30 protein-coding genes and 1 pseudogene are annotated in these 25610 nt (G+C 51.1%); 5 read left to right on the forward strand and 26 right to left on the reverse strand.

The genetic code is table 11. From position 1 onward, the window contains the following. The first annotated feature begins 124 nt into the window (after positions 1-124). The 5 genes from IM317_RS23120 to IM317_RS23140 all read left to right on the forward strand — a co-directional run bounded on the left by IM317_RS23120 (position 125) and on the right by IM317_RS23140 (position 3001). Entirely contained in the window at positions 125-304 is a 180-nt protein-coding gene (locus IM317_RS23120; RefSeq protein ID WP_071993592.1) for a hypothetical protein, read from the forward strand. Continuing rightward, positions 267-1091, forward strand: coding sequence for a hypothetical protein (locus IM317_RS23125; RefSeq protein WP_033146284.1), 825 nt, complete (start codon positions 267-269; stop codon positions 1089-1091). The genes IM317_RS23120 and IM317_RS23125 overlap by 38 nt, the downstream gene beginning before the upstream one ends. A gap of 243 nt (positions 1092-1334) precedes the next feature. Continuing rightward, positions 1335-1574 (forward strand): DinI family protein, encoded by a 240-nt coding sequence (locus IM317_RS23130; protein WP_033146285.1) that lies wholly within the window; start codon positions 1335-1337, stop codon positions 1572-1574. A gap of 122 nt (positions 1575-1696) precedes the next feature. Next, the gene (locus tag IM317_RS23135; RefSeq protein ID WP_033146286.1) at positions 1697-2530 is read left to right on the forward strand and encodes a hypothetical protein; all 834 of its coding nucleotides are present in this window, start codon (positions 1697-1699) and stop codon (positions 2528-2530) included. Between the two features lie 27 nt (positions 2531-2557). Further along, a complete protein-coding gene (locus IM317_RS23140) occupies positions 2558-3001 on the forward strand; it encodes a biopolymer transporter ExbB (RefSeq protein ID WP_227010976.1) in 444 nt (147 codons plus the stop codon). 22 nt (positions 3002-3023) lie between these two features. Here the strand turns inward: IM317_RS23140 and IM317_RS23145 are convergent, their stop codons facing one another. The 26 genes and pseudogenes from IM317_RS23145 to IM317_RS23270 form a co-directional block, all read right to left on the reverse strand. Continuing rightward, positions 3024-3338 carry a helix-turn-helix domain-containing protein gene (locus IM317_RS23145; protein WP_033146287.1) on the reverse strand — a complete coding sequence of 105 codons (315 nt, stop codon included), beginning with the start codon at positions 3336-3338 and terminating at the stop codon, positions 3024-3026. Positions 3339-3706: 368 nt separating this feature from the next. Further along, positions 3707-5098 carry a hypothetical protein gene (locus IM317_RS23150; protein ID WP_033146289.1) on the reverse strand — a complete coding sequence of 464 codons (1392 nt, stop codon included), beginning with the start codon at positions 5096-5098 and terminating at the stop codon, positions 3707-3709. A 47-nt stretch (positions 5099-5145) separates the two neighbouring features. Beyond that, on the reverse strand, positions 5146-6099 hold the full coding sequence (locus tag IM317_RS23155) for a DUF6453 family protein (RefSeq protein ID WP_033146290.1): 954 nt from the start codon (positions 6097-6099) through the stop codon (positions 5146-5148). A gap of 2 nt (positions 6100-6101) precedes the next feature. Beyond that, on the reverse strand, positions 6102-8810 hold the full coding sequence (locus IM317_RS23160; protein WP_033146291.1) for a DUF1983 domain-containing protein: 2709 nt from the start codon (positions 8808-8810) through the stop codon (positions 6102-6104). After that, positions 8810-9208, reverse strand: a complete 399-nt coding sequence (locus IM317_RS23165; protein WP_033146292.1) for a DUF6950 family protein — start codon at positions 9206-9208, stop codon at positions 8810-8812. The genes IM317_RS23160 and IM317_RS23165 overlap by 1 nt, the downstream gene beginning before the upstream one ends. A gap of 6 nt (positions 9209-9214) precedes the next feature. Next, positions 9215-9799, reverse strand: coding sequence for a hypothetical protein (locus tag IM317_RS23170; RefSeq protein WP_033146293.1), 585 nt, complete (start codon positions 9797-9799; stop codon positions 9215-9217). After that, a complete protein-coding gene (locus tag IM317_RS23175; RefSeq protein ID WP_033146294.1) occupies positions 9799-10392 on the reverse strand; it encodes a hypothetical protein in 594 nt (197 codons plus the stop codon). The genes IM317_RS23170 and IM317_RS23175 overlap by 1 nt, the downstream gene beginning before the upstream one ends. Before the next feature lie 16 nt (positions 10393-10408). Beyond that, entirely contained in the window at positions 10409-13903 is a 3495-nt protein-coding gene (locus IM317_RS23180) for a phage tail tape measure protein (RefSeq protein ID WP_033146295.1), read from the reverse strand. Between the two features lie 59 nt (positions 13904-13962). Beyond that, a complete protein-coding gene (locus IM317_RS23185) occupies positions 13963-14256 on the reverse strand; it encodes a hypothetical protein (protein ID WP_001549116.1) in 294 nt (97 codons plus the stop codon). 53 nt (positions 14257-14309) lie between these two features. Continuing rightward, on the reverse strand, positions 14310-14588 hold the full coding sequence (locus IM317_RS23190) for a DUF4035 domain-containing protein (RefSeq protein WP_006809154.1): 279 nt from the start codon (positions 14586-14588) through the stop codon (positions 14310-14312). An 8-nt stretch (positions 14589-14596) separates the two neighbouring features. Then, positions 14597-14980 carry a phage tail assembly chaperone gene (locus IM317_RS23195; RefSeq protein WP_033146296.1) on the reverse strand — a complete coding sequence of 128 codons (384 nt, stop codon included), beginning with the start codon at positions 14978-14980 and terminating at the stop codon, positions 14597-14599. A gap of 26 nt (positions 14981-15006) precedes the next feature. After that, positions 15007-15432: pseudogene (locus IM317_RS23200) on the reverse strand (phage tail tube protein); the annotation flags it as partial. A gap of 59 nt (positions 15433-15491) precedes the next feature. Continuing rightward, positions 15492-15839 carry a DUF3168 domain-containing protein gene (locus tag IM317_RS23205; protein ID WP_047362861.1) on the reverse strand — a complete coding sequence of 116 codons (348 nt, stop codon included), beginning with the start codon at positions 15837-15839 and terminating at the stop codon, positions 15492-15494. Beyond that, positions 15836-16285: an HK97-gp10 family putative phage morphogenesis protein gene (locus tag IM317_RS23210; RefSeq protein ID WP_006809157.1), complete on the reverse strand. Its 450-nt coding sequence runs from the start codon at positions 16283-16285 to the stop codon at positions 15836-15838. Before IM317_RS23210 ends, IM317_RS23205 begins: the two co-directional genes overlap by 4 nt. After that, positions 16282-16620 carry a phage head closure protein gene (locus IM317_RS23215; protein WP_033146298.1) on the reverse strand — a complete coding sequence of 113 codons (339 nt, stop codon included), beginning with the start codon at positions 16618-16620 and terminating at the stop codon, positions 16282-16284. Before IM317_RS23215 ends, IM317_RS23210 begins: the two co-directional genes overlap by 4 nt. Further along, positions 16620-16946: a head-tail connector protein gene (locus IM317_RS23220; RefSeq protein WP_077883852.1), complete on the reverse strand. Its 327-nt coding sequence runs from the start codon at positions 16944-16946 to the stop codon at positions 16620-16622. The genes IM317_RS23215 and IM317_RS23220 overlap by 1 nt, the downstream gene beginning before the upstream one ends. A gap of 34 nt (positions 16947-16980) precedes the next feature. Continuing rightward, the gene (locus IM317_RS23225; protein WP_001292038.1) at positions 16981-18138 is read right to left on the reverse strand and encodes a phage major capsid protein; all 1158 of its coding nucleotides are present in this window, start codon (positions 18136-18138) and stop codon (positions 16981-16983) included. Positions 18139-18140: 2 nt separating this feature from the next. Next, positions 18141-18818, reverse strand: coding sequence for an HK97 family phage prohead protease (locus IM317_RS23230; protein WP_033146299.1), 678 nt, complete (start codon positions 18816-18818; stop codon positions 18141-18143). A gap of 17 nt (positions 18819-18835) precedes the next feature. Continuing rightward, on the reverse strand, positions 18836-20110 hold the full coding sequence (locus IM317_RS23235) for a phage portal protein (protein WP_033146300.1): 1275 nt from the start codon (positions 20108-20110) through the stop codon (positions 18836-18838). Then, a complete protein-coding gene (locus tag IM317_RS23240; protein ID WP_033146301.1) occupies positions 20110-21624 on the reverse strand; it encodes a terminase large subunit in 1515 nt (504 codons plus the stop codon). Before IM317_RS23240 ends, IM317_RS23235 begins: the two co-directional genes overlap by 1 nt. A gap of 6 nt (positions 21625-21630) precedes the next feature. Then, positions 21631-22116 (reverse strand): hypothetical protein, encoded by a 486-nt coding sequence (locus tag IM317_RS23245; RefSeq protein WP_033146302.1) that lies wholly within the window; start codon positions 22114-22116, stop codon positions 21631-21633. A 184-nt stretch (positions 22117-22300) separates the two neighbouring features. Beyond that, a complete protein-coding gene (locus IM317_RS23250) occupies positions 22301-22504 on the reverse strand; it encodes a hypothetical protein (RefSeq protein WP_033146304.1) in 204 nt (67 codons plus the stop codon). After that, positions 22504-22845 (reverse strand): HNH endonuclease signature motif containing protein, encoded by a 342-nt coding sequence (locus IM317_RS23255; RefSeq protein WP_033146305.1) that lies wholly within the window; start codon positions 22843-22845, stop codon positions 22504-22506. Before IM317_RS23255 ends, IM317_RS23250 begins: the two co-directional genes overlap by 1 nt. A 56-nt stretch (positions 22846-22901) precedes the next feature. Then, positions 22902-23492, reverse strand: a complete 591-nt coding sequence (locus tag IM317_RS23260; protein WP_033146306.1) for a hypothetical protein — start codon at positions 23490-23492, stop codon at positions 22902-22904. Then, a complete protein-coding gene (locus IM317_RS23265) occupies positions 23473-23985 on the reverse strand; it encodes an HNH endonuclease signature motif containing protein (protein WP_033146307.1) in 513 nt (170 codons plus the stop codon). The genes IM317_RS23260 and IM317_RS23265 overlap by 20 nt, the downstream gene beginning before the upstream one ends. 40 nt (positions 23986-24025) lie before the next feature. Beyond that, on the reverse strand, positions 24026-25483 hold the full coding sequence (locus tag IM317_RS23270; RefSeq protein WP_033146308.1) for a glycosyltransferase family 2 protein: 1458 nt from the start codon (positions 25481-25483) through the stop codon (positions 24026-24028). Positions 25484-25610: the final 127 nt, after the last annotated feature.

Below are 25610 nucleotides of genomic sequence, written 5' to 3' on the forward strand. Positions count from 1 at the left end.
CAACGGGGAGCAGGTCACTGCTATTACGTTGTTGTGCCACTTCTCCGCGTGTTGATCAGGTGAAGGTTGCATTGATACTGTTTAGAGAACATAATTTAACCAAGATGCTCTCTGGAGAACTGTCATGATTCGCAAGTTAATTAAAAAGCTTACTTCTGATGCACCCAAAGCAGGTGTAGATGAGTTACAGCAAATTTATGACGAAATCGAAGCTCAGCAACAGCGCATAGCTCAGGAAAAAGCGAAAATAAAAGAGGAGCATGAGGATGGTTCAAGACTCACAAAACATAGATTCACTATTTGATTTTTTGTATGTAGATAGAGAAAGAGTAGGTTCTTTAACCGCCCAACTATTCCCGTCAGGTGTTCTTAGTACCATCAAGCAAACTTCATCTACGTCCGAAAGCGACCAGAAAGAACTTAAGGGTGGTATCCCGCTTATAAGTGCGAAGACAAATGCAGGGGAAGCATGGGCCAGATCTCAAGAAAGACTTTTCGATTCATCATGGAGCCTTCCTTTAAATCTTATCGATAAACTGGATGAGTTATCCCTGATTCAAGACAATGTTTCTAAGTCGCATTTAGGCCAGATCATTATAGCTACCGGGAAAATTAAACTTTTCGATGTTAAAATGGTTCATGACATCATGCCTATTTTCAAAAAAATTAAACAGGATGAGTTAAAAAGCGCTAAGAATGTAACCCAAAAGCAATCAATTAAAGAAGAGATAAACAATGCTGATAACGCAATTGGTATGCTATCTCTTTTGCCGTTTTCTACCCAAATCGAATTTTCTGATGAGCAAGGAAATTTATTTTGGATGTCAGTAAAACCTGACGATTTAACAATAGATTCTGGTAATTTGACTCTCAAATACGGTCCGCGGATTCCGGGTGATTGGCATGTTGTTGGCTTTATCGATGCTCACCCTGAAGAAGAGATCACGGCCCCAGAACTTTCTGATGGTTTTCCAACAAATGAATTAAAAGAAGGTATGGATGGGATGCTACACACCATCAGGGAACTAATGGGGCGCAGCCCGCAATCCTATGGGTTAACCCCCTTACTTATCTTCAGAAAAGTATCTTAGCGCACATTAGCCTAGCTAGCTTTATTCTCGCTGGGCTTCCTATAAACGCCTTTTTCTTTCTTCTGCATTTTTAATACTAAAGTGCATGCACTTTAAAACCTTCCCGAACTCACAGCCTAATCTTTCCATTTATAACTGAGATTCACAAAACCAGCCCCCTCCCTAACGCTCAACTCGTCTTGACACTGTTCATTTTTACAGTAAAAATACTGTATGCAACCACAGTGGTTTTCGGAGGCTTTTATGTTCATTGAACTGGTTTATGACAAGCGAAATGTAGAGGGGCTTGAAGGGGCCAGAGAGATCATCCTGGCAGAGCTGACGAAAAGGGTGCACCAGATTTTCCCTGATGCCGAAGTGAGGGTTAAGCCGATGCAGGCGAACGGCTTAAATAGCGATGCCAGCAAAAGCGATCGGGAAAAGCTCAACCGCATGCTGGAGGAAATGTTTGAAGAGTCCGACATGTGGCTGGTGGAAGACTAACCCTGAAAACCCTGATAAAACTCCAGGTTATCCAGTTTTCTTTTAGAGTTTATCATTATCCATATTTGCCATCAGAAATGGGCTCATATGATGGTTAATCCATCTATATAACGGAAAATGATATGAAAATGAGTTTTTATGCTATTTATTATAGCAATGGAAAAGATAACTCACCATGTAACCTTTTTGAATCCCTTTCTTCACAGGTCGTCGAAAAGAAAGGTAACGCCCTTGAAGTTGACGATTATTTCGTTTTCGCCCATCACATTGTTGACAAAAGCTTCTTGCTAACAAAGACATATGATTCTGCCTTTGTTAAAAGGGTAAATAAGAAAACATTTTCTATCGATGAAATGAAGAATGCTTTGGGTAATGATGAAACCCTTGCTTTCCCTTCCTTTCTTTTAGTGAAAGACAACATCATTGGTTATGCATCATCTCAACACGGCCCCAGAACAAGAGATCTGCAGATTTATCTTTCCAATAAATTGGATATTCCGATGGGCTTCAAACTTTGTATTGAACCTCTGATGCGTGATGTTAGTAAAGATGATGCTTTAGAAATGCAGTTCATCGGCAGAACCACGCTTAGGGTGGAAAGCGGGTCTAAGCTGTTCAGCCCTTTGCTTAGAGCAACAGGTATTGAAACTATTGACGAAGAACTTTTAGATGGTATTGAGATCACGCTAAAGCCGAAGAGAGCAAGAAACATTCGAGACATGGCGAAGGAACTCATTAAAAACGCCGATGACAGCCATAGCGATATACTCATCAAAGGTAAAGAGCAGGCAGCCGATCTTCTTACGGAATACTACCTGTCTAATAAAGGGCATCTGGCAGCTAATCTATATAAATCGACAAACGAAGATATCGCAGAAGAGATGGAAACATGCTTCATAAGAATGAAGTCTGTTATAATGAAAAGCTATAACGATGCGTTTGATAGTGCGTTTTAACTATCATTGGATTACAAGGAGGCGGCAATGTCACAGAACCACAAAGTCATGCCAGGTGTAATTCTTTTTGCATTGCCATACTTTCCTGTTATTGCAGCTTATTTTGCATTCAGATACTTGGTTCCTGGCGTTTCCTTCTCTGAGCATAGAGACGCGCTTGGAGCAGCGATAGCCTCATATGCAGGCACAACGATCGCAATTCTGATCGCTGCGTTAACGTTTGTGATAGGTATTGGTGGCAGAAACATGCATAAGGTAAAGTCTTATGGATACATGACAACTGTCATCATCATGTACGCTCTTACGTTTGCTGAGTTAGGGATTGTTTTCTTCATGGGGCTTTTTCTCATGGCTACCAGCAAAGAACCGATTAATTTTCTCCCGACTCTGTCTATTGGATTCGCTGCTACTTCATTGATGCACATTAGTTTGCTTTTAGTACAACTGTTCAACTTCTCCAAGAAAAAGTAGACCGGCCACCGTGCCGGGTTTTTCACTCGGATTTTCTGCTCTTTCCGGTCCTGATTTTCAGCAACGCATCCAGTTCTTTACTTGCGTCTTTGCGACGCAGGAAGAAAGACTCCTCTTTTTCACGCTTCATCTCCCTTTCAATCATAAGAACAGGTTCGACCGGCACAGCCTGCAATGCAGCTATACAATCCTCACGTGTAAATAGAAGCGGAGCTCGAGGTCTATCACTTATACGGTAAGCCTTTAGCCTTCCTTCCAAAACCCATCGCGTCACAGTCCCCCTTGAGATGCCAAGTAGCTCGGCAGCTTCCTTTCGTGTCAACGTTAGCTTTTCCATGGATGCCCTCGCAATCCTGTTCGGATACAGCCATCCTGACACAAAACGCTTTAGGGGTATATATCATGCCAAAAACACGCACAGACCTTACCGATGATTCACTTATTGACCTGAAATACATTACAAACGATTCGGGATTCACCGCTAAATATTTTTACTCACTGATGAAGCGGGGGGAGTTCCCCGCTCCGATAAAGCTCGGCAGAAGTTCGAGGTGGCTACTCAAAGATTATTCTGAATGGAAAGCCAGACATATTGGGAGGAGAGACTCGAGGCAACGTCTCAAGTAAACTATAGTTCGGTAGCTTGGCATGAACACTGAGCAACCAACCGCCGCCCGTCTTATGCAAGAACGGGCGGCGGTTTTTTTACGATCCCTGTTCCTGATTTAAAGCCTTTTCCGTTTGTTTCTGATTCCAGATGCTACTCGCTGGCATTTCTACACGAACGCTGACGAACTGATCAGCCGGGATATCAACCGGCTCGCCATCTGCCAATCCAGCACGCTCATTCCTGGCAAATGCTGGCGCTGAAGGATGTTCGCGGTGATAGGTTTTTACCAGCACAGAGCCGTCGGCGTTAACCTCGTAGTCCAGCCATATCAGCGGTTGCTTATTCCTGTCCGTGGGAATCTCAAAACCTCCGTCGATACCGCCCCAGGCAGCGTCTGAATTGAGCGCTTCGCAACCTTCAATCAGATATTGGCCAACATCCAGACGAACGACAGTAACCCCTTCTGATTCGTCGTTAGTTTCATATCGTCCATCGCCATAAATTTTCACAACAGGAGACGCTACTTTAATAAAACCGTTACTGTCAACAGTGGTATTTCTGGTATCACGAGTAGTTACCATTGGGGTTAGCGAGCCATTAAACACCCCCTGCCAGCATAAACTTCCTGAATTACCGGTTATTGCGTACGGTACAAAAAACATAGTTCGACTTTGTTGATTACCTAGACTCAAGCTTTGAGCGTAGGCATACCCTGTCCCGTTTTGTGAAGGATTTGGCCCTCCGGTATTTAACGTGTAGTCGCTTGCTGACGTACACCAGCCATTCCATATAGTAGTTAAAAAATTAAAGCCTGGAACTGCACTTCCAGCTACCGGGAAAGAGGATGAAAAGTCAGGGTAAATCAGCTTTTGTTTAAGTGGATAAATATTGCCCGCCTCAGAACCGATCACCAGTCCAAGGTTAGTGCGTGCACCTGCTGCGGTTTTTGATCCTGTTCCCCCCTGCTCCACAGACAAAGCCGTAGTTAGTCCTGTAATGGAGGTAATGTCACTGTTTTGCCCTTTTGCCGCCTTCCCGGATAGCTCATCAGAAATGCCAGAGACGGCATCAGAAATTCCCGAGATGGTATTAGAAATGCCATTCCACGCAGGGCCAGTCCATTTCGTTCCATCCGGCAGTGTGACCGTTACACTGCCGGTTCCAGAAAAAATGCTTTGCCAGTTCTGTTTGTCGTAATTCAGTCCACGCAGCGCTTCAGCACTTTGTGCCACCAGCGCAGCAGTAACCATGTTCAGCGCCACACGGGGAACAGCTGACCAGGCCGCGCCGGATTGCGTTGGCCCGGTAAAGTTGCTGACCAGCGTCAGCTGGGTATTGCTCTCGACTGATTTCACCGGCAGTGTGTACGGCACACCGCCCACAGTCGAAACGATGAAATCACCAGCGGCCAGCTCTACGGTGAATGAAGTTCCGGTACCGCCAACAACAGCGGACCCGTTTGTCAGGGTGATAGTGCCTGCTGACATGATGGACTCCTGAATTCAGATATTAAAAAACCCGCCAAAGCGGGTTGTCAGTAAATTGCATCAATGATGGGGATAGAGAGGCTTGTCAGCCGTCGCCCTACCACACTGTACTGCGATGTCCATGAAGCGGCATTTCTTCCCCTTCCGGCGCGCACCAGATTGCCGCTGCGGATAAGACCAGCCCATTTCAGATAGTCCCAGCCGGTGTAAACTTCACTGTTATAGCCATAGCGGCCAAGCAGTATCATGCGATCGCCGATGTCTGTATTTCCCCATGACGGCGCGTAGGTCTGGTTCCGGTAGACAAACGGCCGGCGCGTGGTGGAGAACACGCAGACACCACCCTTAATGATATTCAGGCCTCTCCCCGGAGTCGGGCTTACGCCACTGGCAAAAATAGCGATCTGCATGGTAACGGTCGCATCCTGATCGAGGCCTGCATGGTCGATTGTCGCAATAATATTCGAACCGTCGAATTCGATGGTGACGTTATCAGCACTCCATTTTGCAAACACCATATAGCGGTCGCGTGAGATATTTGTCGTCGGTGTCGCCCAGCGACCGGTGAATGTGACAGTGCCGCGCCAGACGCAGTAGCCAGACATCGTGGCATCAGTGATAGAAAGGAAATCCGTGCTGTCCTGAATCAGAAGCCCTCTCCCGGATGAGGCAGGGAGTATTTGCCAGATAGATGCGTCAAAGGTTTTTGCGCGACCCCAGTTATCACTCCACCAGGTATTCATGGTGATGGTGTTACCTGATACGGTAAATCCATCCAGCATGCCGATCGTGGGAATGAGGTTTGTACCCCTGTTAAGTTTGTAAACGGTATTACGCGGGATAACGACGATCTGGCTGCCATCCACCCGCTGATTTATCGTGTACTGGTTAACATCCCATGCTTCGCTGACGTTCTGGCAAAACGAAGGGCAGCGAAGCCCGGCAGTTATTTCCATTGCCGGGCCGCCATCGGCGTAGGTAATACGCAATCCTTTTGGCATAGTTACCACTCTCCAAGAACAATCAGGTTACCGCCGCCGAGATCAATTTTTACGCCCTTCCCGTCAATGGTGACGCCATTACCGTTCCCGGTGAACGCGAAATTACCGCTGGCGGCATACAGCGCGCCGTGCATCTCGCAGTTCCCTGATTTATCAATGTTCCAGCCTGCTCCGCCTGGACCAGCGACATAGTTTGTTGATCGGATGTAATTCCCAATCTTCGCGTTAGTAATGCTGCCATCCTGGATAAAGGCATCACGGATGAACACCTGACCGTTATAGACAAAAAATGCAGCCTGGTAATTTCCCGGATCGCTTCCCGAGTAGATGCCAAACTGATCGGCAGCAAAGACCACTGTAGATTTATAGGTACCGCCGGATGGCTCAATCGACATGCCAAAACCAGTGTTGTATTTAACGCCATTACGAACGATCCCAAGGTTCAACGTATACGATGCCTTTGCGGTTCCATCACTGTTCACCTCTGCCGTCATTTTCTGGTTAACCGCGGCGGTTAAATCCCCGACCTGCGCCTGAACGTACTCTGACAAATCAGCAAGAGCGTGATCCACTTCAGCAACTGTGGTTTTAACAACCAGAACATCAGCGCGCACTTCACCTAACTGCTGGTACTGATGTTCAACCGTACCGTGATTAGCCAGGGCATTCTGCATGGCAGCTTCAAGATTGGTGTCCACACCTTCCGAGATATTTTTAAAAGCATCAGAATCCCGAACAGAATCATCAATGATGTCGATGAGTTCACCGGTATCTGTCTGGCACAGCGCGGCCACCTCGACGAAGGCAGACGCACCAAACGCGTTGATGGTTCTGATATACCAGTAATAGGTATGCCCGTTTTTCAGGTTATGGCTGGTCCATGTCGTGCTCATGCCCGCGCGCGTAGCTCCTGACTCCACTGTCGCCGTATCAGCGTTGGCAAGCGGTTGTTCCCCGGAGGTCCAGAAATCGAACTGGGTGGAGACGTTCGTCACCGCTGCGAGGCGGGGAATAAGCATCACGGCAAAAAATGCCTGCTCCACCGTAACACCTGACGGCGGAGGTGGTGCCTCAATGCTGAATTCAAGATATGCCTCAGGAGACGCCGCGCCCATCTGATTAACGGCTGTGACGTGAGCGGTGTATGTGTCCTGCAGCAAACCGGTTAATCGCGTGAACGAGCCGGGAACCTGAGCTGTCAGCACCGGCTGTCCATTCCTGCGGATGACCACCTGGTTATAGACAAACTGCCCGATGTTCTGCCAGGAAAGCACGCCCTGCACCACCTGACCTATTTCCTCTACGGTGTATCGCAGGTTCTGAGGCTGAGCCACTCCACCGGGAGGGAGCTGGGTAAAATCAGGACGATCGATCGGCTTACCAATGGCATCACCCCACACGTCAGCGGTTTCCTGCTTCAGCGTAATCTGTACGCCGTTCTGCACGCCAAATTTCCAGTCTGTCACGCGCATCTCAACGTTAACGATCCCAAGTGAGGGAAAATTAACTTTTACGTACATACCGGGGCGGTACCGGTACCCACTGAGGTTCAGCGTGAGATTCATTGTGCGGGAAATGCGGGTCCGCTTGAGCTTGATGTCCGCCAGGCGCTGGGCCTGAAATTCAGACGTAACGAAACGCAGCTTAAGATCCTGCGATATCTCCACGCCGTCTTCGGTTACCCACTCGCTCACAGATACTGAGGGGAAATCGGCTTCAGAGTATGTCTGTTTAGGATCGACAAACGTACCGCTGATGGTGTTAACGCGCTCTGACTGTGACACCTCAGGCATGATCTCGATATCACCGGCCAGCTGACTCTCGGTAATAACTTCGGTTGCGGGGCCATAATACGCGCCAACGAGGATGCCATGTTTACCAGCGATGTAGGTTGGCTCTGCTGCGCCAGCTGTCAGCATCGCCTCAAGAATGCTCGCCTTATTTTCGCTGAGGTCAAATTCTCCGTTCAGCATGTAGCGTTTTTCCGTCGTGCCGTCGCCGTTTGTCACCAGCTCGTCGCAGATGTTGGCCGCCTCCTGAAACTGATCCCAGTTAATATCAGCATCAGCGACTTTCAGGTAACTCCGGTAATAGTCCAGCACACACAGCGCCAGATTGTTGCTGTACTCCGTGCGGCCGGTGCGCGGGTCGTATACTTTCCGGCCCGTCTTCTCAACCTTCACATTCGGGATGCCAGACGGGAATTTTTCAGCGCTGTATTTCAGAGACAGGCGCAGCCAAGAAATTCCTTTGCCGATCATGTCATTTTTCCATGACGGGCACTTTGCCAGCATAAAGGGGTCAGCCGTCTGGCGATCGATATGCACTTCATAGGTGGCAGATTCGCCATAAGAGCCGATATCATCATCGCCAAGGTAAATTGTACCTGTGCCTGAAATGGGGTGCCCTGCCAGGGTGATGGCCAGATGAACCCATTCACCATCAATCTGCTCGCCGGACTGTTCTTCAGCAAAAAAAAGTGTGCCAGCAGAGACTGTCCTGCCATAGACAACCGTTTTAGGGCTAGCGGCCGCACGCAGCACCTGCTTACGTTCTGCTGTGTCCCGATAAGAGCCCAGCGAGGGCTTCTTGGTCATCATTTGTGTGGCGACCTGCGCGGCAATAGTGATAGCCATTGCGATCGCGTAGGCCCCATTGGCTGCGGCGGCACCAGCGGCTACCGTAGCTATGATAGGAATTGCAGCAGGCATCAACTAACCCTCCAGGTGCTCAGGGGCTTAACCCGAAGGCAAACCAGACCTGTTTCTCCCGGCACCCATACGGCGCCACCGTAAATTACCCCGGCGCATCGGGTGCCAGCGTTCTCCACGACCGCGATATCGCCGCGCTGAGCCATTTTCACTGGCACCTCTTCGAGGTATTTAGCCAGCACTTTTTCAAGCGAACCGCCGCCGCGTAGCAGTGCCTTTTTTGCACCTGTTTCGCTGTCGTAGGTTCCGCGCCAGCTGGCGGCAAAACTATCCCCTGTCATCGCTTCGGCACAGTCTGCCGCAAACAGGCAGCAGTCATGTTCTCCCCATAAAAAAGGCCGCTTTTCAGCGGCCCTTATCACGGCGATTAATCTGTTATGCCAGTCTGGATGCTTCATGTTTCCTCACGAATAGGTAAATCCTGGCGCATCTTTTTTGCTGCCCCAGTAAATTGAACGTTCTGCCATCTGGGCGACGTAACGAAATATGCGATCGCCTGGCTGGGTGGCCTGGTGTGACTCGTCGGTATAACGGTCCGGGAACGGTCGCTGCCAGTCCTCAAAAATATTACTGACGGTGTACTGCAGGGCATTCGTTTCACCCGCCGTTGCCCCAGTGCCGGAAATACGACCCTTAAAAATCAGGTCTGCCACTTTAACGACACCGTTATCATCCATCGCCACCAGATACAGCTCAGCAGATCTTCCCACACAGCGCTCGTTGAGGGTTTTAGCAAACAGTGACATGTCCAGGCCAGATAGCGTCATCCTGAGCTGCGTTGGACTTGTCGTGTTGGTTTCGCCTACATCGTCGATTGCGCCCATCGTACCCATGCCGTAATAAACATAACCGCCCAGCACCAGCGTGCCGGTGCCAGAGTGTACGTAGGCGGTACCGGATTCAAACTGGACATTAGCCGCCAGCACGGCGGTAACCCTGTCGCGGGATAGCCAGTCCACCATCGAATCAGAAAACGGGGAATACAGCATCAGAAAGCCTCCTCAAACTCAAGGGCATAGCTGGTAAATACGCCAGGAATGCGATTGCCCGCGCCCTGCTGGTTATCTTTTAGCTTAAATATTCCATATGGCTTAGCGACTTCGATTTTGCCGTTAGCAGGGGGAGAAGCTCTCAGCATAGGCGCAAAGGGAATAACGGCAGTTCCTGAGGCAGAGCTGGTCACATCAGCGGTGACCATCTTCAGCTCGTCGTTAACGGTAATATAATCACCGGTGCGCAGCACCACTTTGCCAGGTGTCCAGCCCTTGCTGCCAAGTTGAATGCCAGTTTGATTCGCATCCGAAACAATCGGGTTACCCGCGGGAGTTCGCCCCTCACGGCCCCAGTCTCTGATTTTTACCCTACCAAACTCACCGTCGAGCGAGGCCACAAGCGAATCTATGCGCCGGGATTTGTCATCGGTGAGATTGTTAAAGGTCAGGGAACAGATCCAACGGGTGCCGGGGAAGCGAACGGTCTGAGAAGCACCGTTAAAGGGAGAGCGAAATGTTTTGGTATTACTTTCCGGCCGCCACGTCAGCGACGCGGGGCATATATCAGCAGGCCATTCTAATACAGCCATAATTAATCACTCCTTCTTAAACTCCAAGCATTCGACGGCCCTGCCCATTAGTCTGGAAATCACTCAGCATGTCCTGACGCGCCTGTTTCGCGCCGTCTCTTGCACCCTTGGCTGCCGCCTGTTCCATTGCCTGATTTAGAGCCGTGTCGCCATTACCAGAAACGTTGATGTGCTGGGTAATATGGACGGCCCCGCTGCCAGCAGGTGTTGTTTTGGCTCCGGTTACCCTGACTCCAAGTGAACCATCTGCAGAGCGAGTGAGTGGCATGATCGCTTCAGGTCCAGCCTCTCCCATCAGCCCAGCACCTTTCGCAAAAGCAAAATAAGTCGGTGATCTGACAATACTGTTACTGTGCGCGCTGAGGCTGGCGGAAGCATAAGTGCCACCTTTTGCGTTAAGCTGGAGATTAGATGCTGCTGAGTTGTATGCTCCAGAAGGCGTCGAGCCACCTCCTCCAACAGCACCAGAACCGCCAAAAAGTCCACCGAAGAGACCACTGCTCCCCATTGAGGACTGCAGTGAATTGACGATCATGGCGTTAAGAATAATCTTCTGCATGGATGCCAGCACTGATTTTGACCAGTCCTCCCAGTCAACTTTGTTTCCAGCCAGCGCTTCAGAGATATTCCCCACCAGCCCTGACATGCTGTTGTTCACAAGATCAGCGGATTGCGAGGCGTAATCTGAAGCAGTATCTGCCCAGTTAGCAAAGCCCTCACGCATCCCGGCTGCCCAATTGCTTCTCTGGGCATCAGATGCAGCATAGTACCCTTCCTGATCACGCAGACGCTCGTCGAGGTAACGCTTGTTCAGTTCTAGCTCCTGCCTGAACAGGTCTTCAGAGATATCGCCAGCCTGAAACTGCCGCTGAAGATCCACATTTTTATGCTGGAACTCTTCCCTGATACGCAGCATTTCCTGCATTCTCTCGCGCATACGGCTACCCTGCCCGTATCCTGTGAGTTCTGCCTGGTTTGAAGCCCGGGAGCTGGCATTAGCATCGGCAAGGTTTGCCTCATACGCCGCTAGTTGTTCCCTGATTTTCCGCTGATCAATAAGCGCTGCATTTTGCAGTAGAGTTTGCTTCTGGGCCTCCGTCAGAGTAACAAGTTCACCCTGGCTTACCTGATATTTAACCTTTGCCAGTTCGGTATTTTGCCCTTGCAGGGCAATCTGTTCCTTCTGTTGTTTGATCAGGCGCTTATAGACATCCTCTGTTTTTTCGCCTTCGCTTTTGCCGCCTTTCGGCTTAGGTTTGTTGGCATCATTATTTCGCCATTCCGACAGACCGTTGTTAATCAACTCCTGACGGCCTGTCTGGAATTGCGGATCACTGGTTAACCCCAGGTCATCGGCTGCATAACTCAGACGCAGGCGCTCTTTGGCCTCACCCTTCAGGCGTGACAACTCAAGATCCCGACGGCTCTTTTCGAGGGCATCGGTTTGCTTTTTGTCGAGGTCGGCCTGAGGAAGTCTGAGAGGGACGTTCGCCAGCCCTTGCCGGGCCATTAATAGCTGATTTCCCAGCCCCAGCAGACGGTTAAATTCAGTATGCTGACCATTCATCATGATCATCGACTGATATACCGCATTCTGTCGCCAGGCTTGTTCGCGTATTAAATCATTGCGACGTCGCTCAATTTCTTCGAGAGCCTGCTGTATGCCGCGAGATTTATCTCGCATGTCATTTAATTTTCCCTCTTCAACAGCAAGTTGATCCGTAACGATAGCTATCGCTCTCAGTATATTTGCATCGTTCTCGCTGGTAATGCCCGGTTTTCCACGCGATGCATTCAAATCGTCGATCTGGTTCTTCAGCTCACCAACCTTTTTGGCTTGCTCATCAACCAAACGATTTTGCTCTACCAGAGCACCAACAGTTCTCCCCCTATTGTCGTCTGTTTCAGACAAAGACATGCGGGAAGTTTTTTCTCGTATTTCGTCGATTTGACTGGCGTATTCCTGGGCAGAGCGACGTGCCTGCTCCTGGTTTTGATACATCGCATACCAGGCTCCAGCACCCAACATAACTAAACCAGGAACTCCACCGATGAGACCAAGTGCACCACTCATGAGCCGAGTGCCGACGGATGTCACGCTATTGAGATTGCTTTGAGCCGAAACACGGTTTGCAAGGTTCCGGTTTAAGGAAGCCTGGGTCGCGGACAGACGCCTTTCTGCAGCAGCTTGAGCGTCAGAATTTTTTGCAGCCACCAGCCCTGCCTGTGCACGCTCAAGTGCAGTTCTGGCCCTGACTTTCTCTGTAGCAGAACCGCTGGCTAGAGCGGTAGTCAGCCTGGCCTGGGCTGCAGTGACTTTTGCTTCTGCCGCAGCAATTTTCTCTTGCTGCGCAGCCTGAACATCTGCGCTACGCGATCTCTGTACAGCTTGCTGAGCCCTATAAACCTCCGCCCTTGAGGCGGCAACGGCAGACTGTGCAGCCTTATCCTGTGCAACGGCAAGAGCAACCTCTGACTTAGCCGCAGAAATTAGCGCGCCGGTTGCGCTCGTGGCGCTTGTTACTACTCCACTGAGATACCTTGCCAGCCCAACGCCAACAAGTGCACCCGCCACTGTTGTGATCGTGGACATATTGTCTGCAACATCACTTAGTGCGCCACTTACTGCCGAAGAGGTAAATGAATCAAGCGTTTGGGCAACTCCGTCTAGGCCACCAGATAGCGCATCGGTAGCACCTGTAGCCTGGTTGACACCTCCAACCCATGCCATGAACGAGTTTGTGACTTTTTGCAGGGATCCGGAAACTGTTTGCGGCATGATGGCAAACTCACCCTGTAATGAGCCCAACTGGCTCATTAATGCAGGAACAACCTTATCAATCGTAAGTTGCCCCTGGTCAGCCATGCTCTTCAGGTCTTTGCGGGCCACGCCCATTCCGGCGGCAAGTGCGCGGATAACACGATCACCTGCTTCGTTAACGGCGTTGAATTCTTCACCGCGAAGAACGCCCTGCGCCAGAGCCTGGCTGAATTGAGTGATAACAGAACTCGCTTCCTGAGTATTAGCCCCCGAAAGTTTAAGGCCGGTAGAAACAGCTTCGGTAATTTTCAGAACTTCGTCAGAGCTATACCCAAACTCACGCATTGAAGCAGCTGCGCGTGAAAAAAGGTTTGCGTTGTCTGAAAACGCGGTGCCAGTTCTTTGGCTGATTTCCATTAACTGGCGCTGAGAGGCAGCAAAATCATCAGCTGAAGATGATGCCTGCTTAAGACGGGCGTTTACTGAATTCCACTCATCAGCAATCTGCACGAGCTTACCAGTCGCAAAAGCGGCCGTAGCAGCAGCAGCGGCTCTTCCTGCCGATGCAAACCCAGCGGTCAGATCAGATAACGCCCTTTCGCTCTCTCGGGCGGCAGCGGCAGCCTGCCGACCGCCATTTTGCATGGTTCGGTAATAATCCTGCCCCATGCGTGAGGCGCGGGAAATTTCCGACTGGAATGACTGCGAGTTAGCGGAAATTTTGATTATTAACTCACGTAATGTTGCCATCAATTTTCTCCAGGCGAAAAAAAAAGCCCATCAACGGGCTTTTTGTTGTGATATAAACCTCATGGCTTGTCTAAAAATTCTCTCAGAGCTTCCGATTTATTGCATGAATCTTTATTAATCGTCATCCCTGCCTCTTTTTGCTTTTGACAGAAATAGTAGTAATCATCGTTTGTTTTTATATAGCCCATGAATTTAAAAAAAGCCTTTTTACACAATTCAGGATTTGCATGATCAGAGCAAATCGTAGACGTATAGCTTTGCAACTCATTTGGTTCTAATGGAGCCAGTGTTTGAGTTGCATTTGAAACACAACTGAAACCAAAAAATAATACAAATAAGACTAGTTTTTTCATTGCCTTCACCAAATCATTAAAAAAAATAATCCTATTATTTTGTAGTTCATTTGTCACTGAGTTGCAGCTGTAAGTGCAGCCTCAAGTCCTGCAAACGGGTCCTTCGGTTCTGATTGCTCATCACCACCCCAGCGCAGGATCGCATCGTCCAGCGGTACTTTTGCCCCCTGCGAGCCGTAGATGGCAGAGACGAGCTGGGCGGCCTGAATGTCACCACGAATATCGCCAACCGGACTTTGCCTGTCGTACTCAATCCACATCAGAAGCTCGCTTGCCGTCATATTCTGCCGAAGCTCTGAGAGCGTGCGCCCCATCCGGAGCGCAAGCGACATCAGAAACTTTACGCCGGGGGTTGAGACTTTTCCCGCGCTTCGTCCGCGTTGTTGATCAGGTCAAGCGCCTGTTTGAGCAGGCGTGAATGGATGGGTCCGTAAATTTCACGCACCTGCTCTTCTTCTTCAGCACTGAATACCGGCTGCTTATCGGTATCACACAGAACATCAATGAACAGAACCACATCAGCGCAAAGATTACGGTGTGCCTTTTCCGATACCGACACATTTTCGTCATCATCACCCGCTTTCACCACTTCCTGCCAGCGCAGCCAGGCTTCACCAGACGGCTCACGCAGAACCACTTTGACGCCTTCCCACTCAGGAACGGCGACCGTCTTATGACGGAAACCCGACATCTTAGCCAGGGCGAGATTTTTAATATTCTTCATGCGACCTCTCAGGAGCCAGACTCGATGCTTTCAGGCTTACCTTTCAGGCGCAGGGAGAACGTTGCCGCCACTACGCCGTTGGTACCGGAAGACCAGGTGTGCTGGCGGATTTCAGCCAGGAACTTAAAGCCTTTGCCAGACGGGAAAATGACCTGGAAAGCGTAGGTCGTATCGTTGTCATACGCATCACGCAAGGCGTCCTGCGCCGGATTCTTGTAGAAGTTGCCGGACAGAGAGATTTCTGACGGAGAAGGCAGGCCGTTAATGTTCTCCTGCTCGGTCGAACAAAGCGTTGTTACGTCGATATCCTGCTTCTGACCACCGGTGAACTGAATTTCTTTGATGGTGCAACTCAGATCGAGAAAGGTTGCGGAATCCATCGTTTCTTTGGTGGCTGGCAGGGAGGAAATAAGGATCTTCGTCAGCTGCGATTTTTCATAAAGTGCAGACATAGCTGTCTCCTGGAAAAAGAAAACCCGCCATCAGGCGGGTTCGTTGGGTGAATTAATTGTCAGGGGGTAACTTTAAAATCCAGGGTGGCACGGTAGAGCCGATAATCTGGCTCGTACCCGGGGATTTTTACCACCTCTGTAGGGGTTAACGGCTCAAGCGAAGAGAGCACCAAATCTCTCAGGGTGCGTGATTCAGTGATCGTAGTGGAATACACATCTACCTGAATGGAAACCCTGCTCTCTGCCTGGCCACACAGCACGTCAGCGGAAACATCATCGACGATGGAAAAGATAATCCAGGGTGGAGAGACAGACGGTTTCCCGTCACTACCTAATGGCGCAACGTAGGGATATACCCGCCCTTCTGCCAGGGGAGAAAGCAAAGCGTAGATATCATCTTCATTCACTTGCTCAACACCTCATCAATAGCCTGATTCATCCTAGCAATGGCGACGCTGGCGGCCTCTTCCTCGCGCGTATCGTAAGCGGGTCGCACAAAAGGATGCGCAGGCATGTTCGCAGTGCCAAGCTCCACAAAGCGCCAGTAAAAGGCGTTTCTCGGGTTATTCGCCTTCATCGTGTTATCGCTGTTGCCGGTGCGAGGGTTAACGCCACGAATATGGACGCCGGAAGAAATCTCCCCGCGGCGGCGGCTTTTTTGGGTCACCACCACCACGTTTTTTTTCAGTTTCCCGGTGCGCACTGGTGCGCGTGCGATCACCTCTTCCTTAAGCACTTCGGCACCGGCGCGCGTAGCATCACGCAGAACCTTGTTGTTTTCAGCACGGCTAAGCGCCTCCAGATCCTTTGCAATGTCATTCAGCCCGGAAAAATCGAGGCTCGTCTCAATCATTTTTCAACTCCCGTTTTGCAAAGAATTTCCAGGCGAGTGCCGGTCGCATTTGCTACAGGAGGACCGATGATATTTAGCACCTGACCTTTATACGGGCCGCTGAGGACTTCCAGACGAGAAGAGGCATTCAGCTCTGACCTGAAGCGCATCCAGACCCGATTGGTTGCCTGCGCCGTTTCCGCGCCGCCTGACATCTGCTCTCTGCCGCTGATCCCCTTTACCTCAGCCGGGACCGGGTTGCCACCTGTCCACGATTCAACCGGCTGACCAGATGGATCGCGCGAAGTCGTGAAGGTGAGAATTTTTACCCGGTGCCTGAATCGTCCAGGTTCCATCAGGAGCCCTCCTCAGGTTCAGATTTACCGCGCCAGTTGCGATGGATGAACATCATCCGTTCTGCGGCGGCGTTCTCATAAAGCTGTACTTCACTCTGCGCGGTCCTGTGCTCGAACATGTCCGCAAACACCAGCAGTACGGCGCCCTTCACTGCTGCAGGAATGTCAGTTGCCGCTTTCCATGCCGGTTCATCACACCACCGGTAGCAGTAGTCAAAGGCTGCCTGTGCGTACAGCGTGATCAGCTCGTCCCTGTCATCCTCCTCAAACTCAATCTGCTGTTTGAAAAGGGGGAGGCTAATTACATCCAAAACATCTATCGCCATACGTTAAAAGGGCGGGTTACCCCGCCCTCCTCCATCATGAGCCAGAAGAGAAAGTGCCCTTGATGATTGCCGTCGGGCGATAGTGCGCCAGCGCAAGGCGTTCTTCACACAGGATGGTCAGCATGTTTTTCACGAAGTTATCGCGGTCTTCACGGCTGACTTCCACGGTGGCATCCATGCGATCCCACACCTGTGAGGCCATATCGAAACCGCCCACCGTAAAGGTACCGGCGGCCTGTGCCTTAGTCGGAACCACTGGCAGACCCCACATGATGTTGCTGGTAAACGCCTGAGGACCACCGAAGATATAGCGGCCTTCGTTGTCTTTCAGCAGCGCAATGTTGTGCCAGTCGCGCGGGTTCAGGACGATACCGGAAGCGCTAAACTCAGACTCGGTCACCTGGTAAATAGCGTGAGCGATAATGTCAGCGCGGGTGTCGCCGGTGGCATTCAGCGAGGTGTCGTAGGCGGTTGCCACTTTGTTCAGACCTTCCAGGTTATCCCCTGTACCGTCGCCGTTCAGCAGTTGGCCTTCTTCCTTCAGCGCCAGGCCATACATCAGACGGCCGTTGACGTATGACTGCAGCATTGGCGCATCGTCCATCACCTGACGTGATGCCTGCACCCAGTGCGCGATAGTCTTCACGTTCGCGGTCTGCTTGCTGAATGTGATATCCGATTCTGGCTTAAGCGCTTTCTCAGCCACCACATCGGCGTTATTGGTAAACACCTCTTCACGCACATATTCCAGAGCGTTACTGGAAATGCGGCCCTGAGCCAGCAGGTCACGGATGGTCAGACGGCGCAGGCCCGGCATGATAATTCCCGGGATCTGCATAGGCTGGATCAGTGCGCCAGCAGAATCAGCGTCACTGCCGAGCGACTTATTGAACGTCTTCGCATCGAAGGTGCCCTGTTTACCGTCCCATGACTTAATGAGCTCTTCAGCAGCTCGTTCAGAGAAGGATTTCTTCTCACCCGGATTCTCAGCGCCGGATGCCAGTTTCTGTTCAAGATCGAAGAGGCGGGTACCGGATTTGGTCAGTTCTTCCTGTACCTTCACCAGGTCGGCCTGCAACTGTTTGGATACCTTACCCGTGCTTTCGATTTCTGCTTTCTGTGCATCGAAAAGCTGGGACATTTTCTGCTGGGATTCTTCAATAGCTTTTTGAATGAGAGCGAGTTCAGACATAATTAATTACCTAAATTAGAAGGGAAAGATTTAATGCTCTGAAGCAGAGCGTTGATTTGTACTTCGTTTCCGTCGCCCTCGGACTCGCTCCGAATCGCTGACTTAAACCGGGCTATTAGCCCAACTGCCTGTGATTTGGTGAGCCCGACTGAATCCCTCAGCCAGTTCTCCACATCACGAATTGTTTCAATGCCGTCGACACTTTTCATGGCTGCGATGCCAGCCTGTTCGTTGGCGGGGAAAGTGCAGACGCTGATTTCGCGCAGAGCCTGGATATTCTTAAAAATGCGGCCTGTTGGAATGATGGTGTAGTCATCTTTCGCAACGGAAAAGCCAACCGACATACCTTCAACCGTACCGTGCTGCATTGCCGCTTTCAGGTCGGCGGCGCCGCTGTGCCCTGGGGTAAGTTGACCGCGCACATACAGGCCTTTTTCGTCTTCTGCCAGGCTGTCCCATTTACCAACCGGCAGCTCCCACGTCTTGTGGTTGAAGAACATCGCCACTTTGCGGGTCTGGTTCGCCAGTGCATTTTTAAACGCCCCGGGCAGAATGATGTCGCCATCGGAATCGGTGTTATTAAAAACAGAGGCGTAGCCTTCAAAAATCCCCTGTTTACCGTCACCGGTGAATTTGATTTCTGTCTCGTCGAAGGACAGCGTTTTTACGATCTCAGGCATTACGGCCCCCATAAAAATTAAGCCCCGTTATTACGGGGCTCTTTGTTGGTTCCTAAATCGGTGATCGGCACGTATTGCGACTGGCGCATTGCCACATCGCCACCCGGCAATGGCGGGAGGTTGTCTGTTCGTCGCATCTCGTTGATGGTGCGTAGCCCTGCCTCTCCCATTGCCTTCATAAAGGCAGCGCGGGATGCCGAATCGCCCCTCAGCAGGCCGTCGAGGTTGTGCTCAGCATGAATGCGGCCGACATCCTTAGCAGGAATAAGCCACCGCTGAACGCTGTTTTCCCACCGGGAGATATAGGGCTGCAGGGTGTACTGCAGGAAGCCGAGATTCTGCTGCTCGATGCCCGATCCCCAGCTCGTTGATTTCTCGACGTCGCCGACAAGGTGAGGCGGTACGCCAAAGAATCGCGCCAGTTCACTTACCTGAAATTTTCGGGACGCCATCATTTCGGCATCCTGCGGCGTTACGCCAATTGCCGATGTGGAAAAGCCCGCTTCCAGTATCCAGAGGCGTTTTTTAACCGGACCGCCGGCGATCTCTTTGAAGTTCTCTTCGACCTGCGAGCGCTGCTGTTCAGTTAGCACTTTTTCGCCGGTTGAGAGGATTTGCGGAGACTTGGCGCCGTTGGCAAAGAAATCTCGCTGCTGGTCCTCCATCGCAACTGCCACACCTGCCGATTTACAGGCAAAAGCAATGGGGGACAGGCCGACCAGCCCGGTAAAGCCGAAGCCTTTAAGGTGAAAAATCTCTCTCTGCGAAAAGTCGGCGTATTCGCTGTCGCGCTGATAGCGATAAACCACTTTTTTTCCGACAAGTTTCACATCCATACTGGCTGACTGAAGCGGGAGAAGGCTGATCACGTCACCCGCGCTGTTGCGATCAATCAGTGCATACGCGTTACCGAAGAAACAGAGCTGCATCGTCATGGCCTCCCTGAATTCCTGGGCGGTCATGTACTGATTCGGCGAGTAGCGCAGCAGTCGCGCCAGCGGATTGCTCAAATCCACTTTTTTACGGTTGTCATTCTGGTCTGTTTCGAAGACATCAAGCGGTAAGCATGCCGTGAGCGTTGAAATCAGGCTCACGCAGCGCCAAACCGTCGAAATTTGCAGTATCCGTTCATCGTTAATGGATGAATCGCCCAGGTGTCCGTGGGCCGAAACAGGCCCCGTCTGTGAGCCCTGATTTGGGGTGACTAAACGCCCGCCGACAAACCAGGACTGCAGCCTTGCCCACCAGCCGTTATTGGTGCGCAGGTCAATCGTGTATTTAGGTTCTTCCATCACATGCTCAGCGGTCGGAAAATGAAGTCATCGAAGTCACCACCCTGTTCGGTAACTTCCCCATTAGCAGCACCAACGGACATTGTCATTGCGACCATGCCATCAATACGGCCTGTTGCTTTGGACTTATCGAGCTTGCGGTTGCCAGCAGCATCTTTCACCACCACCGCATTCACAGCACACATCGTTAATACGGGGTGCATGCCATGCCTCACCCGCCCGTTAAGCATCAGAGACTCCAGCGTGTCTACAGCTGGCCCCATATCCTTAAAACCCTGTCCGAACTCGACCAGCGGGAGGCTCAGCCCAATGGCATCGGCATCCTTCCTGAACTGGTCAATGCGCCAGCGGTCAAAAGCCATCGAGGTAAGGTCGAAATCACCGATAATTTCAGCGATATCCGCAACGACGAATGAGTAATCCACTGAAGCGCCTGGCGTGGTGCGCAGCAGCCCCTCTCTCACCCAAACGTCATAGGGTGCGCGGTCCGTTTTGGTTCGCTCTTCAAGAGTCTTTTGCGGTGTCCAGAAGAAGGGGAAAATATCCCAGACACCATCATCTGCTTCACCAGCGATAACCAGCGCCGTTAAGTCGTTCCTGGCTGACAGATCCAGCCCCGCGTACCACTTCCTCGGGGTGTTAATCGGCATCTCTCCGCAAAGCTCCCACACGCTGCGGGAGATAAACGGCGATACGGTAGAAACGCGCTGATTGAGGTTGAGATTTCGGAAGGTGTTTTCGAAGCTTGGCATTCGGCCTGCTTTCTCGGCCTGGCGCGCCATGTCTTTTTCTGACCTGAATGTTCCCAGCGCCGGGTTCGCAGCCAGCCAGGACTCGCGTTTACTAATATCGGCGTCTTTTGGCGCTTCATAAACGTGGCACACGATGTGCGGATCTTTCGATTTGACCGCATCATCAATCCAGATGCTCAGCAGGTCAGCATCGTTTGCTGCCTGCGTACTGATAACTATCAGCAGCGGGTTTTCATGCGCCCCCTGCGCGGTAGTTATTGCATCGATAAAATCATCCTGCGGCCCCCTAACCTGCCCGGTTTCATCGAGAATGGCCAGAATGGGGGAAAGGCCGTGCGTCGTCTTTCCTTCTGCGGATAAAGCCTTGTATTCGACGTTACACGGCAGGCCGATCAGCTTTTTGCCGCTTGGCGTAATGTGCACAATCTCCTGCAGCTTAGGGTTCAGGTTGACCATCTTCACCGCGAGGTTAAAAACGATGGCCGCCTGTTCCCGGCTAAGTGCACCGCTGACAATCTGCGTGTTCTGGACCGCTTCAGGCCCCACCAGGTGAGCCAGAAGGATTCCAGCGATTAAGCCTGTTTTACCGTTTTTTCGGGCGATGCTGAGGATCGCCATATCCGTTCCGGCTGGATTGTCGTAAACCGCCAGGATGAAATCTTTCTGAAAGGGGTCCAACCGCATAGGCTGGCCGATAAGCTTGCCTTCCGGCACGATGCAAAAGCGCTCAATGAACGCTATTACACGCTCACCTCGCGTCATAGTCTTTTATCCGTGCTTGGGAAAGGCGATCAGGTTGTCGTCCTGGTCCTGATGCTCGGTTTTGGTATTTCGTGCATCACGATCATTCTGATTGCGTTTCTTCTGGTCGCGGCTTTCACCGTTGGTTGCGTGGGAATGGATCTGCAGGTCACGGCGCTGAGCCAGGATAGTTCGCTGCAAATCAGGAATTTGTTTGCGGAGGTTTTTAATCAGCGCCTCATTTCTCGCTTCGCCGCGCACGCGTTCTTCTTTACGCAAATCTCTGCGTAAAACGGTGAGATAGAGCTGGTTATTTGCCAGTTCTGCAGCGGCCAGAAGGTCGGCTGGCGTCCAGCTGTCCAGAGCTTTCGATCTGATATTGTCATGCCAGAATGGTTCGGCTTTTTTTTCCAAACCTGCATGGGACGGAGGATCGATGGTGTCCACTGCTGCATTTTTCATGGCCTGAACCGCTGCCGCCGAACTGTCGGAACGGGTTCGTTTATCTGCCATATGTCAACACCTTAAAACTAAAAAAATCGGGTTAGCGTTAAAATCAAACTTTGGCGGCGGTCATTTGGGGCAAAGGTTTTGAAGATTTGATCCCCCCCCCTGCCCTGATGCGATTCATTCTCATTTGATATCGTTGCATTTGAAATGATTTCACATGATAGGTAATCGACTTGCCGCCGCCGTGCTATGCCGAATGTTTGTCTACCTGTTCGAGTTTCTGAGTGCCTTTCCCACACCCGGAGACAACATGCCCTGAGACGGTCACCGTCGGCACCTCCTGGCCTACAGCGTGCGAGAACTTAATGGATGTCACGTCCTTCATCTCCACGCCATCAATCACCAGACGAACGAATTTTCCATTGCGGTATTCAATGCTGAGGTCTTTCATTACGTGCTCCAGTGAGACGCAGGATCGAGCGGGTAGCCATTGGCATCACAGCCTATTACCGCGCCGCTCTTCTCCATTCTCTGTTTCGTTGAATCATGATGCGCTTTGCACAGTGGCTGCCAGTTCTCTTTACTCCAGAACAGGGTCTGTGCTTTCGATATGGCCAGCGGGTTACCTGACTTAAGCGCATCTTTGAGTTTGTGGGGCTCGATATGGTCAACCACCGTTGCCGGGGTAATGCGTCCCTGCTGCTCGCACATCACACATAGTGGGTGCTGCTGCAGGAAGCGCAGACGGGCCTTATCCCATCGGCTGCCATATACGCGGGGCTCTTTGTTCATGGCGGTCTCCATGCGCAGCAGTGCTCAAAGTGAGGAAGGATGGGATAAACAATAGCTTACGCAAGTCTCCACGCGCGGCGGCGTTCTGTCCTCGGCTCGTTGTCGGGGTGACGTTCAACTGTCGGCAGGTCAGCATGATCCACCAGTGAGTAACACGGATAAATCACCCGGCCACCGAACGCCTCACCGACAGCGTAATCAGCTGCCAGCGTTTTATTCCACGCATTAAGCATGTGCGCCATCCTGCCCTGAGGAGGGCTGTAACATACGCCGTGAATCAGCTTGCTCAATACGATGTGGTCACCACAAACGCGATCCGCATCCACCAACATTCCGGCTATCTCTTTCTGATACTGTGGAGGTCTGCCGGTACCGAGATAAAAGCTCAGCATGTCGTCAGGGAAGCGCACCATCCAGCCAGTTACCTTTTCGGTAAATCCATGTACCGGCAGCGCGTCATCTTCCAGCACCACTACCCGGCAGGGTTGGCAGGCAGCCCACTCAAGCGCGCGCCGATGATTCCAGTTCGCGCCGTGGTCACCGTCATCAATAAGCAGATGAGCATCCAGCAGCGCGGCAAGTCGTTGCGCATGACCTATGCGAGAGTGATGTCCAACCACAACAAACTTAATCTCTGTCTGCATCATTATGGGTAAACACCTTGTTGCGGGCTCGACGTGCAGCTTCAGCTGCCAACTCTGCTGTTTCATGGAACCCAGCGTGATAACGCTTTCCTTCATGATTGCAGTAAGCAAGCCATTTGTTTTTTTGTTTATTCCACGATACGCCGCGATATCCAGATGTTGAGCGGGAATCAACAACACATTGGTTCTCAGCGTTTTGCTTTGGTGATACAAGTCGGAGGTGATGAGGGTTTACACATAAGGTGTTGTGACAGATATGGTCTATATACTTACCTTCCGGTATTGGCCCATTCTGCAATTCCCAAGAAACCCGGTGGGCTAAAAGAACCTTTGGGTTACCAGAGGCATTTCGATCTGTACCAATAACCCCATAAGTTAACTTTCTTTCTCCGCTACCGCCCTTCACTGTTGCGGCACACCAGCACCAACAATCTTCTTCACCTTTTTTATCAACCTTTATCCAAAATCTCTCTTCAATCGTCTTTCTTGCGGCCATGACAATGCCTCCCGGTTAAAGGATTTTCAGGATAATGAAATTATTTATGGCGCCAGAAAGCGTACTCTTTACCGACACCATCGGACTTAAAAATAGTGTGGATGCGCGGGCCGGTGACAATGCGATCGCCAAACGATTTAGCAACAATGCCAAAAGCGATCATATCCCCCACCGCGGCGCCAGCCTGTTCTTTCTTCCAGAAACGATAACTCTCGATCCGGTAGTAAAGACGGATGATGCCGTGAGCGAACGTCATTACATCAGCGCGGGTGCCACCCAGCAGACCAGCGTTAAGCATCACATCGCCGCGGTGCGCTTCAATGAATTCCTGATAGATACGCTCAGGATGATTCTGTTTCGCCCAGGCATCAGCGTAGGTCTTTGGTTCTGATCCGACATAAACCTTGCCTGGCTGCATTTCATCCCATGGAGCGCGAAGCATTTCGACATCTGTTCCATCGGTACACCAGACGAACCGGTATTCAGGGTGATCACGCAGGTGCTGCCAGATATGCAGCCAGCGCCGGTAGTAGACATTCATCTTCACGTCAGGAACGCGATACAACTCAACGTCTGCCGGTGCCGTCTGCAGTTCATCCACCAGCGCGATACGGCCACAATTTCGAAGCGAGGCAGCCCACCTGGCCAGCATGTCAGGCGAGGCCGTCAGTTTGGTACCGCGCTGTGGGTCAGGCTGACTGGTGAGCAGCGTTGTGATTACCACGTCGCGCTGCGATCGATACTCAGCATAGCCTGTATATCCTGAATCCCGGCGCTGCCCGTAAATCACAGCGTTCTTTTTATCGAGCGCTTCACGTTCTGGCCTTGGTATGCTGCGTGCGCCTTCTTCGTATTCATCCATCGAATGGATCAGCTTTTCAGAGCCAACCACATCAGCAAACGCCCAGGACGTTAAGCCAGCGTTATAAATCCGAAGCGCCAGATCAGGGTGCTCATACATGCCCCGGCCATACACCGGATCGAACCCGCCAACCTTCTCAATAGCATTGCGGTGGTAGTACAGCATCACTCCGCGCTGCCCGGTGTAAGCAATATGCTTATCATCCCGGTACAGAACGGTCATATCGTTAATCTTTCTCGGACCAGCCAGATCGAGAAACTGATAAGCCAGGTGCGGTTCTGGTGATTCAATATACGGAAGATGCCAGTTATCGGCGATAGGCCAGGCATCATCATCCCATAGGAAAAGATGCTCGCACCCGGCATCCATCAGGGCTGACAGGCTGGCGTTCTTCGAAGCAACAATGCCGAGTGATGTTTCATGGCGAATCAGCTGCACGCCGTCTGGCACTTCCGCAGCAGGTTTAGAACCGTCATCGATAACCACCACTAGCGCACCGGCTGGCAGGTGCTTCATGTGCTGTGCGAGAGCGCGCGTTAAAACGTCTGGACGGTTGTGGGTAGTAATTGCAATGCCAATCCGTGACGCTGAAGCGCAGGCAGGCACAAACGGGACACCATCTATTGTGACCTGCATGTTTATATCCTTTTGTTCGCAGAACTTAAACCAAATGAACTAATTAAAACCAATTAAAATACATTCTTACTATTGCATTTAATTATTAGACCCCAATATCTATTAATCCACAAAAAGTGGGTAACTC

The sequence above is a fragment of the Enterobacter cloacae complex sp. S3 genome, assembly GCF_014930495.1.
GTDB lineage: Bacteria > Pseudomonadota > Gammaproteobacteria > Enterobacterales > Enterobacteriaceae > Enterobacter > Enterobacter asburiae_B.